The organism is Bradyrhizobium sp. USDA 4369 (assembly GCF_054056435.1).
Genome location: NZ_JBSRYH010000001.1, coordinates 6592512 through 6601559 on the forward strand (window position 1 = coordinate 6592512; position 9048 = coordinate 6601559).

General features: G+C 64.8%; 10 protein-coding genes and 1 tRNA gene. 4 read left to right on the top strand and 7 right to left on the bottom strand.

Annotation, left to right across the window (positions count from 1 at the left end; genetic code table 11):
• Positions 1 to 298: 298 nt before the first annotated feature.
• From ACVIJ6_RS29895 to ACVIJ6_RS29905, 3 genes are all read left to right on the top strand, one after another.
• Complete coding sequence (locus ACVIJ6_RS29895; protein ID WP_456775646.1) at positions 299 to 1060, top strand: SIR2 family NAD-dependent protein deacylase; 762 nt, start codon at positions 299 to 301, stop codon at positions 1058 to 1060.
• 200 nt (positions 1061 to 1260) lie between these two features.
• A complete protein-coding gene (locus ACVIJ6_RS29900) occupies positions 1261 to 1914 on the top strand; it encodes a cold-shock protein (protein WP_012044106.1) in 654 nt (217 codons plus the stop codon).
• Between the two features lie 188 nt (positions 1915 to 2102).
• Positions 2103 to 2179 (top strand) — tRNA-Pro (locus ACVIJ6_RS29905).
• Between the two features lie 273 nt (positions 2180 to 2452).
• Here the strand turns inward: ACVIJ6_RS29905 and ACVIJ6_RS29910 are convergent.
• From ACVIJ6_RS29910 to ACVIJ6_RS29930, 5 genes are all read right to left on the bottom strand, one after another.
• On the bottom strand, positions 2453 to 3157 hold the full coding sequence (locus ACVIJ6_RS29910; protein WP_456775647.1) for an ABC transporter ATP-binding protein: 705 nt from the start codon (positions 3155 to 3157) through the stop codon (positions 2453 to 2455).
• Positions 3154 to 4389 carry an ABC transporter permease gene (locus ACVIJ6_RS29915; protein ID WP_456775648.1) on the bottom strand — a complete coding sequence of 412 codons (1236 nt, stop codon included), beginning with the start codon at positions 4387 to 4389 and terminating at the stop codon, positions 3154 to 3156. Before ACVIJ6_RS29915 ends, ACVIJ6_RS29910 begins: the two co-directional genes overlap by 4 nt.
• Complete coding sequence (locus ACVIJ6_RS29920) at positions 4386 to 5486, bottom strand: efflux RND transporter periplasmic adaptor subunit (RefSeq protein ID WP_456775649.1); 1101 nt, start codon at positions 5484 to 5486, stop codon at positions 4386 to 4388. The genes ACVIJ6_RS29915 and ACVIJ6_RS29920 overlap by 4 nt, the downstream gene beginning before the upstream one ends.
• Before the next feature lie 37 nt (positions 5487 to 5523).
• Positions 5524 to 5928, bottom strand: coding sequence for a translational machinery protein (locus ACVIJ6_RS29925; protein WP_456775650.1), 405 nt, complete (start codon positions 5926 to 5928; stop codon positions 5524 to 5526).
• Between the two features lie 175 nt (positions 5929 to 6103).
• Positions 6104 to 7261, bottom strand: coding sequence for an OpgC domain-containing protein (locus tag ACVIJ6_RS29930; protein WP_456775651.1), 1158 nt, complete (start codon positions 7259 to 7261; stop codon positions 6104 to 6106).
• Between the two features lie 226 nt (positions 7262 to 7487).
• Here ACVIJ6_RS29930 and ACVIJ6_RS29935 point away from each other — a divergent pair, with 226 nt between their 5' ends.
• A complete protein-coding gene (locus ACVIJ6_RS29935; RefSeq protein WP_172236498.1) occupies positions 7488 to 7793 on the top strand; it encodes an ETC complex I subunit in 306 nt (101 codons plus the stop codon).
• Positions 7794 to 7885: 92 nt separating this feature from the next.
• On the opposite strand, the gene ACVIJ6_RS29940 is transcribed toward ACVIJ6_RS29935, so the two are convergent.
• Positions 7886 to 8374, bottom strand: a complete 489-nt coding sequence (locus tag ACVIJ6_RS29940) for an Lrp/AsnC family transcriptional regulator (protein ID WP_456775652.1) — start codon at positions 8372 to 8374, stop codon at positions 7886 to 7888.
• A 13-nt stretch (positions 8375 to 8387) separates the two neighbouring features.
• On the bottom strand, positions 8388 to 9038 hold the full coding sequence (locus ACVIJ6_RS29945; protein ID WP_456775653.1) for a TetR/AcrR family transcriptional regulator: 651 nt from the start codon (positions 9036 to 9038) through the stop codon (positions 8388 to 8390).
• Positions 9039 to 9048 lie beyond the last annotated feature (10 nt).

Genomic DNA, 9048 nt, shown 5'->3' on the forward strand with positions numbered 1-9048 from the left:
TCATATCCGACGAGGCCCGCCCTGAGACGCATGACAAACTTCCTGGCGAATCGCTGTGGGTGATGTGGGTGCCCGATTGGGGCATGATTGCGGACGCCGGTCGCAACCCCATGGCGGCTCACCATTTGGCTGGGGACAGCAGCGGCGGCATGCCTTGCTCCGGTAGAACCTCCCGCCACAGACTCGCGTCGCTTGCATGAGGGCATCGAAGCGACCCGCGCTTGGTTCGGGCGCGTGAGAATTGGTGGCCGGCCGTGCTAAACTCGCAAGCATGAGTGACTGGTTCGGGTGAGCCGCGATGATCCGATCTGATCTGCAGGATGGCGTGAACCGCTTGGGCGATATGATCGCGGCTGCCAAGGTGATCGTGCCGTTCACGGGCGCCGGCATTTCGACCGAGGCCGGCATCCCCGACTTCCGTTCGCCGGGCGGACTATGGACCCGCAACCGGCCAATCGACTTCCAGGAGTTCGTCGCCAGCCAGGAAGCCCGCGATGAGGCTTGGCGCCGGCGCTTTGCGATGCAGGAAACGTTTGCGGCGGCGCGACCAGGCCGGGGCCACCGCGCACTCGCCGCGCTCTACCGTGCCGGCAAGATCCCGGCGGTGATCACGCAGAACATCGACAATCTGCACCAGGACTCCGGCTTCGCCCCCGAGCACGTCGTCGAGTTGCACGGCAACACCACTTTCGCGCGCTGCATCGGATGCGGGCAACGCTATGAGATCGGCTGGGTGCAACAGCGCTATGCCGCTGACAACGCCGCGCCCGACTGCACGGCCTGTGCCGCGCCGGTGAAGACGGCGACGGTGTCGTTCGGTCAGGCGATGCCGGAAACGGAGATGCAGCGCGCGACCGAGCTTGCGCAGCATTGCGATCTCTTCATCGCGATCGGCTCGTCATTGGTTGTATGGCCAGCGGCTTGCTTTCCATTGATGGCAAAGCAGGCGGGTGCACGACTTGTCATCATCAACCGGGAACCCACTGATCAGGACGACGTTGCTGATCTCGTCATCCACGATGACATCGGCGAAGTGCTTGGTCCGTTCCTCCGTAATTGAACGGAAATTGATGCATTTTTGCCTGCATGTCTGTTCATATGCCTCACTGAAACCGATTTTTGTCTATGCGCGGCACGAGGGAATGTTATCTTTGATTCGAGAGATTCGCGTGGCTCGCCGTGGGTATAAGTGGTGATCATGCGGTTAAGAACGCCGTTGCAGGGGTGGCGGCTCACAATTTATCTGTGAGGTCCGGGGTTATGGGGTCGGACGGATTTGAGTCCAAGAAGCTCGGGTTACCGGTTGCTGGTGTGTCCGCACCCAACCGTCTCGGGGCAGACTATCAAGGCGGTGTCGCGCGCGACGCAGCGATCGATGCGCTAGCCGGTCTTGGCGAGAACCTCGTCGAAATCAGCGGCGTCATCAAATGGTTCGACGCGTCGAAGGGATACGGCTTCATCGTTCCCGACAATGGCTGGCCGGACGTGCTGCTGCACGTCACGGTGCTCAGGCGCGACGGCTATCAGACGGCCTATGAAGGCGCTCGACTCGTGGTCGAGTGCGTTCAGCGCGCCAAGGGCTACCAGGCCTTCCGCATCGTCTCGATGGACGAGTCGACGGCGATCCATCCGGCGCAGATGCTGCCGCCGCGCACCCATGTGACGGTCACGCCGACCAGCGGGTTGGAGCGTGCGCAGGTCAAATGGTTCAACCGGCTGCGCGGCTTCGGCTTCGTGACCTGCGGCGAGGGGACCCCGGACATCTTCGTCCATATGGAGACCTTGCGCCGCTTCGGCATGACCGAGCTGCGGCCCGGCCAATGGGTGCTGGTCCGCTATGGGCCGGGCTCCAAGGGCATGATGGCGGCAGAGATCCATCCCGAGACTGGCTCTCCGGCGCTGTCGTCGCACTGAGCCAACGGTCGGATACGTAAGCGACTGCGGAATTCGCCAGCCCCGGGGAGACCTCTTCCCGGGGCTGACGCATTCTCAGCCGGCGTCTTCCGGAAACATGTCTCGGCCGCCCGCCCGCCGGGAGCAGACCGTCCGCGGTCTTGCTGCGGAGCCCGCGACCGTGTAGTGACGTGGTCCTTCCAGGAGATCGGGGTATAGCGCAGCCTGGTAGCGCGGCAGTTTTGGGTACTGCAGGTCGTTGGTTCGAATCCAGCTGCCCCGACCATCTCCCAGGCGGTACGGCCGCCGGGTCTCCCTTATCCGGATCGGTCAGAAGAAGCGCCGGCATTCGCCACAGTCGCGCCGCGGCGGAGCGCAGCGCATCCCCCCAAAAAAATTCGGATGCCCTCGCAGCGGCAAGACCCGAGAGCATCCGAAGTGGAGCGGGTGAATCCGGGGAAGGAACATCCGCCAAGCCGCACAACAGCGGAAAGGCCTTGGGGCGTCTTTGCGCTAAATCAAATACATAGAGGGCTGGCGGACCGGCGGCCGCAGGCCGTCAGCGCGCCGGCGGTTGCGCCTGCACATCTTCCGCGAGGCGGCCGTCGACGATATGGACGCGCCGCTGCATCTGCGCGGCGAGGTTGAGGTCGTGGGTGACGGCGACGACCGTCTTGCCGCGCATGATCACGAGGTTACGCAGAATGCCGAACACCTGCGCCGTCGCCGCGGTGTCGAGACTGCCGGTCGGCTCGTCGGCGAGGATCACCGGTGGATCGTTGGCGAGCGCACGGGCCACGGCCACACGCTGACGCTGGCCTCCGGACAGCTTGTCCGGCGTCTTGCGCAAATGGTCGGCAAGGCCGAGCGAGGCCAGCAGCTCCTCGGCGCGCTGCGTGATGGCTCGGGCCGACAGGCGGCCCAGCGCCCGCATCGGCAGAGCGACGTTCTCGGTGATCGAGAATTCCGGCAGCAGGAAATGAAACTGGAAGACAAAACCGAGGCGCGACAGCCGCACCTCCGCGCGTTCGTCCTCGGTCATGGCGGTCGTGGAGCGGCCATCGATCAGCACGTCGCCCTGGCTCGGAAGATCGAGCAGACCCAGAAGATAGAGTAGGGAGGACTTGCCCGACCCGGACGGGCCGGTGATCGCGATGAACTCGCGCGCGCCGATCGCAAGGTTGATGTCGGCGACCAGGGTCACCGGCACCTCGCCGGGCAGGATCCGTGTCACTCGGCGTGCTTCGATCAGCGGCGGGCTCACGTTGCGCCCCGGATGATATCGACTGGATGCAGCCGCGCCGCGGCACGGGCCGGGAAGTAGCCGGCCACCACGCTCGACAGCAGCGCCACGGCGGTGGCGAGCAGATAGTGCTTCAACGAATACAAGACGGGCAGGTGATTGTAGTCGGAGAACGGCGTCTTGAACTCGAGCGAGGCAAGCCCGCGGGTCAGGAGATAGCCGAGCACCCAACCGAAGGCCGCGCCGGTGAGGCCGATGAACAGCGCCTCGATGATGAAGATGCTGCGGATGGTCCGGTCGCGAAAGCCGAGCGATTTCAGGATCGCGATGTCGCGGGTCTTCTCATGCGTGATCGTCGAGATGATGTTGTAGGTGCCGAAGCTCGCGACCAGCAGGATGGCGCCGACGATCGTGTACATCAGCACGTTGCGCAGCGTGATCGCCGACAGCAGATCCTCCTGCGCCTCCTGCCAGGAGATCGCCTTGTAGCCGGTCTGTTCCCCGATCCGTTCGCTGATCAGCCGGGCCTGCATCGGATCGTTGGTCCGGATGCGGATCTCGTTGATGATGCCGGTCTGGCGCTCAAGAATTTGCGCGGTGCGCAGCAGCACATAACCGGTGGTCTCGTCGGTGGCGCGGAAGCCGGAGTGAAAGGTGCCGACGACCGTGGCGTTCATGCTGATGCCCTGGGCGGAGGCGAGCGTGATGTTGGAGTTCACGCGCGCCCCGAGCTTGGCCGCAAGCCGGTCGCCGAGCAGGATCGCGTGCGACGAGCGATAGAGCGAAGTGAGGCTGCCCTGGCGCATGTGGCTGGCAAGGGTCGAGACCTCGCTTTCGGTGCGCGGGTCGATGCCGATGATCGCGACGGTGAGATTGCGGCCGGCAAAGCGCAGCACCGCCTTGGATTGCACGGACGCCGTCAGCGCACCGGGCACCCAGCCCTGCAGCGAGGCGATCGTTGCCATCGGGTTCTTGATGCCGGGGCGCCGCACATTCGGCTTCAGGCCGTGGAATTCGGCGGCTGCGTAGATCTGATCGGCCGGTTGACGGCTCGGCTCGCGCAGCTCGTCGGTGATCGAGATGTGCGGCAGCGCGTCGACCAGGGTGCGAATGAAATCGTCCTGCGATCCCTCCATCATCGCCGCCATCATCACCGAGAACGCCACGCCGGTCATCACCCCGGCGATCGCGACCAGCGTCTGCCGGGCGCGATGACGCACATGTGTCCAGGCGATGGTGAGGACCAGGCTCATGGTGCTGTGGTCTCGATCTCCATCGGCCGGACCCGTTCGCCGTCCTTGATGTCGGCGGTCGCGGGGGCTGCGACCATCTCGCCCTGCTGCGCGCCTTCGAGGATCTCCACGGCCGCGGAGCCTCTTATGCCGACGCGGACCTTCCGACGGTGCACACGGCCGTCCTCAATGACCAGCAGGCCGTTGTTGACGACGGCATTAGCCGGCACGAGCAGCACATCGGCCTTCTCGCGGCTGACGATGTTGGCCTCGACGCTCATGCCGACACGCAGCGGCGTGTCGTCGGGCAGGCCGATCCGGACGCGGAAGGTCTTGGCAACGGGATCGCCCGCCGGCGTGATCTGCTTCACCATTCCGGGAAGCGCCTGGCTGCCGAACGCATCGCTGCGCAGCAGCGCCTTCTGGCCGACCTGGACGCGGGGGATGTCCTCTTCATTGACGTCGGCGATCACCCAGAGCGGCTTCTCCAGACCGACGCGATAGAGGATAGTGCCGGGGTCGACCATGTCGCCGACCTCGCCATCCTCCTTGAGCACGACGCCATCCATCGGCGCCACCAGCCTGAAATAATCGAGGCGCTGGCTCTGCGCCGCGATCTGGGCGCGGATGCGGGCGAGGTCGCTCTCGGAGCGCTGATAGGCCTGCGACGTGGACGCGCCGCGCGCCAGCAGCTGTGACTGCCGCTCGAATTCGTGCCGCTGAAACTCCTCCTGCGCGCGCAGATCGTTCAGGGTGGCCAGCGCCTCCTTGTCGTCGAACCGCGCCAGCAGGTCACCGGCCTTGACCGCCTTGCCCTCGCAGCGGCAGCGTTCGACGATGCGGCCGCGCACCAGCGGCGTGGTGCGCGACCATGTCTCCGGCTCGACCGCTCCGGTGGCATAGACGATCTCGGCCGCCGTGCCGCGCGTGATGCGAACGACTGTGATCGTCGGTCCGCGCAGCCACCATGCCGCCAGCGCGGCCGCCGCGGCGAGAGCCAGCAGCATCGTGAGCAGGCCACGCCAGGGAAAGCGACGCCGGCCGCGGTCGGCGGCCGGCGGGGCAGGAGGATGGTTGGCGACAATCGCGCTGGATCGATCCGGCGTCAGCATGTCCATGGTCGACTGGACCCTGCGACGGGAAGGCGGCTTCTATTCAGCCCGCGGTGCCCGTCGCAACGCGAGGCGGTGCCATTTTGAAGTGCTGCTTGGCATAGGCGACGATCTGGCGATCGGTTGGATGATCGGCGGCTTCGACGGCGACGATCCGCTTGCCGACCGCAGGGTGCTTCTCGTGCAGGTACTTGGCAAGCTCCGTCTTCGCGCTCGCTGGACCGATGATCAGGATCTCGCCGGCATCGTTGAGCGCAGCCGCAATCTCCTCCAGGAAATGCTTGTCGGGCGCGGCATGGCCGCTGCCGATGGCGTTCGCCTTGTGGTGCAGATGCTTGGTCTGCAGATGCGGATGCAGTGTCACCTCGTCGGAACCGGTGAGACCGATATGGAACAGCTTGGCCTCGCTGTGGTCGAGCCACACGACGGCATGAAAATGAGTCGGCATGATCTGGTCCTTGTCAGCAAATCGCCGCGTGAGCAGGCGGCACGTGCGCTCAGGGAGCGCGCGCCGCGGCACGCGGCACCATTGTGCTGACGACCTTAGCCAGCGCCGACCAGGCCCGGCTTGATGCAGGTCAACGGGAGAGGCCGCCGCGTGCGGGCGGCCTCCCGGCACCGGCTCACTTCGCCGCGGCGGCCTTGGGTGCGGCCGGCTTCGGCAGCGGCTTGTCCTGACGCTTCGACCACGAGATGTAATAGGCCACCGTCGTCATGATCGCGATCCCTGCTGCGCTTACCAGGATCTGCGCCAGCAGCGAGCCCGAGCTCAGCATCAGCGTGAAATGGCCGATGAAGGACAGGAAGACGCCGACACAGAATACCGCGAGCGACTGCTGACCGCACACCACCAGCGGATCGAAGCCCTTCCATTCCAGGCCCGGCCATTCCTTCGGCACGAAGCGGATCACCAGGATCACGATCACCACGAAATGCAGGAAACGGTAGGGCGCGAGGTTGGTCTTGTCGTTCGGATTGAACGCCGAATAGAGCCAGTGCGGCAACATCGTGCCATAGTCCGGAAAGCGGCCGGCCATGGTCATGATCAATGCGAGCAGCAGGTAGCCCAGGCAGAAATAGAGTGTCGCCGGGGCCATGATGATGCCCATCGAGCGGCGCGCGCCGCCGAGCGCGCACCACGAGCCGAACACGAACAGCACCTGCCAGCAATACGGATTGAAGTACCAGGTGCCGGCCGGATAGGCGGCGAAATTCCACCCCATCTGCCGCGCAAGGAGCCACAGCACGATCGAGGCGATCATCGTGATATCCGGCTGCCGCAGCATGAGCCACAGTACCGGCGGGAAGAAGCCCATCAGCACGATATAGAGCGGCAACACGTCGAGATTGACCGGCTTGAACTTCAGGATGAGCCCCTGCGCCAGCGTATCGCTGGCATGGTCGACCAGGCCGGCAACGTTGAACTCGTCGATGATCTCGGAGACGCCGAAGCGTGTCGCCAGATAGCTGATGGCCACAATATATATGACGAACAGCACGATGTGAGCGACGTAGAGCTGCCACACCCGCTTGAACAGGCGGGTGGCGCCGACGATGAAGCCGCGGTCGATCATCATGCGGGCATAGACGAAGGACGCGGTATAGCCGGAGATGAACACGAACAGGTCGGCGGCGTCGCTGAAGCCGTAATTCCGGGTCGTGATCCAGTTCACCACATTGTCGGGGATATGATCGAGAAAGATCGCCCAATTGGCGATGCCGCGGAACAGGTCGAGCCGCAGGTCGCGCCCTCTCTCGGGCAGCGTCGCATTGATTTTCATGGCCGCTTCAACGCACTGTTTTTGAATGAGGAAAGTTCGGGGAGCGGAAGGCGCCGTGGCAGTCGACCGAGATTGTCACGGGACGGCAGAATGACTATACCGAGCACGATAGACGGTCATGTCCAGGATGGGAATCACCGTTCCGTGCTGAAGCGTGCGTGTACCCCATCCCGGCCGTTTCCGCCAAACGCATGACGAACCGCTGCTCCGAGGGTCTCTTTCAGCCATGACCGCACGCATTTTCAAGCCCGCCAAGAACGCGATGCAATCGGGCAAGGCCAAGACCCGGGACTGGCAGCTGGATTACGAGCCGGAGCAGCCCCGCGCGGTCGAGCCGCTGATGGGCTGGACCTCCTCGTCGGACATGAAGCAGCAGGTCACCTTGCGCTTCGACTCGAAGGAAGAGGCCATCGCCTATTGCGAGCGCAAGGGCATTCCCTACCAGGTGATCGAGCCGAAGGAGCCGGTGAAGCGGCAGATCGCCTATGCCGACAATTTCTCGTTCCGCCGCGGCGAGCCTTGGACGCATTGATTCGGACGCATTGATCCGGCCCCTTTGAATCGCGCACACCGATCGGATGGCCTTGATGGGGCCACGCCGACGAGCGGTGACCGGTCCAGAATCTAGCCGTTGGCGCGCGGGTCACTGGGGATCGGGAGCGGCGCGTCTTTCGAGAGGCCGAGCACCGGAAAACTGCGGATGGCCCGGACGCCGGGCAGGGCGGCGAACTGCCGGAGCTGCCGGCTCATGCCGTCCACGCCGGTCGAGACGCATTTCAGCAGGAAATCCGCGTCCCCCGACAGCCGCCAGCATTGCTGGACCCAGGGCAGCGGCATGACCGCAGCCTCGAATGCCTCCAGCGCCGTCTGATGCTGGCTGTCGAGCTGGATCGAGACAAACGACACCACCTCATAGCCCAACGCCCGCTCGTCGATGCTGGCGCGGATCGATTTGATCACGCCGCGGCTGCGCAGCGCGCGGACCCGGCGCAGGCAGTTTGGCTGCGAGATGCCGACCCGGTCGGCGAGCTCATTGACGCGGATTCGGCCGTCTGCCTGCAACTCCGCCAGGATCCTCCGGTCGATCTCGTCGAGGTCGGGACGCTCCGCCATGGCCGCGAGATCCCTATTTCCTGGCGTCGCTGTGGCCGGGATGGCCCTTGCCGGGGGACGCGGCATGCGCGCCCTGCGGCATCACGCCGGACAGCACGAGCTTCTCATGCGCCGCGATGATCGCCTCCTTGGTCAGCCGGCCGCCCGGACGATACCAGCTGCACAACCCGGTCAGCAGGGCGATAATGGCAAAGGTCGCGACCTGGACGTCCACCACGTCGAACACCCCGTCTGACATGCCGTCGCTGAGAATGTCGGCCAGCCGGCGCTCATAGGCGCCGCGCAGGGCCACGACAGCTTCGTAGTTGCGCGGCTCCAGGCTGCGCAACTCCGAATTGGCGATGAACACCTCGCGCTTCCGCGTCATGTGATAGCTGACATGGAAGGCAACGAACGCCCGCAGCCGCTCCACCGGAGTTTGCTTGTCGCGCAGCGCCGCTTCGAGCTCGCGCAGCAGGTCGTTGATGTGGTCCTGGATCAGATCCGACAACAACTCCTGCTTGGTGGTGATGTGATTGTAGAGGGAGCCGGGCTGGATGCCGACCTCGGCGGCCAGCTGGCGCAAGCTCATGGCCTCGTAGCCATGCTCGAAGATCAGCCGCAGGCCGGCCTTGCGGATCGCCTCCATCGTGGTCGGACCATGAGACCCGATCGTGCGCGCCATCTCATCCTCA

What these genes read in the sequence shown, in the direction of transcription:
- ACVIJ6_RS29895 (WP_456775646.1), top strand. Translation starts at nt 299, where the DNA reads ATGATCCGATCTGATCTGCAGGATGGCGTGAACCGCTTGGGCGATATG.
- ACVIJ6_RS29900 (WP_012044106.1), top strand. Translation starts at nt 1,261, where the DNA reads ATGGGGTCGGACGGATTTGAGTCCAAGAAGCTCGGGTTACCGGTTGCT.
- ACVIJ6_RS29915 (WP_456775648.1), bottom strand. Translation starts at nt 4,389, where the DNA reads ATGAGCCTGGTCCTCACCATCGCCTGGACACATGTGCGTCATCGCGCC.
- ACVIJ6_RS29920 (WP_456775649.1), bottom strand. Translation starts at nt 5,486, where the DNA reads ATGGACATGCTGACGCCGGATCGATCCAGCGCGATTGTCGCCAACCAT.
- ACVIJ6_RS29925 (WP_456775650.1), bottom strand. Translation starts at nt 5,928, where the DNA reads ATGCCGACTCATTTTCATGCCGTCGTGTGGCTCGACCACAGCGAGGCC.
- ACVIJ6_RS29930 (WP_456775651.1), bottom strand. Translation starts at nt 7,261, where the DNA reads ATGAAAATCAATGCGACGCTGCCCGAGAGAGGGCGCGACCTGCGGCTC.
- ACVIJ6_RS29935 (WP_172236498.1), top strand. Translation starts at nt 7,488, where the DNA reads ATGACCGCACGCATTTTCAAGCCCGCCAAGAACGCGATGCAATCGGGC.
- ACVIJ6_RS29940 (WP_456775652.1), bottom strand. Translation starts at nt 8,374, where the DNA reads ATGGCGGAGCGTCCCGACCTCGACGAGATCGACCGGAGGATCCTGGCG.
- ACVIJ6_RS29945 (WP_456775653.1), bottom strand. Translation starts at nt 9,038, where the DNA reads ATGGCGCGCACGATCGGGTCTCATGGTCCGACCACGATGGAGGCGATC.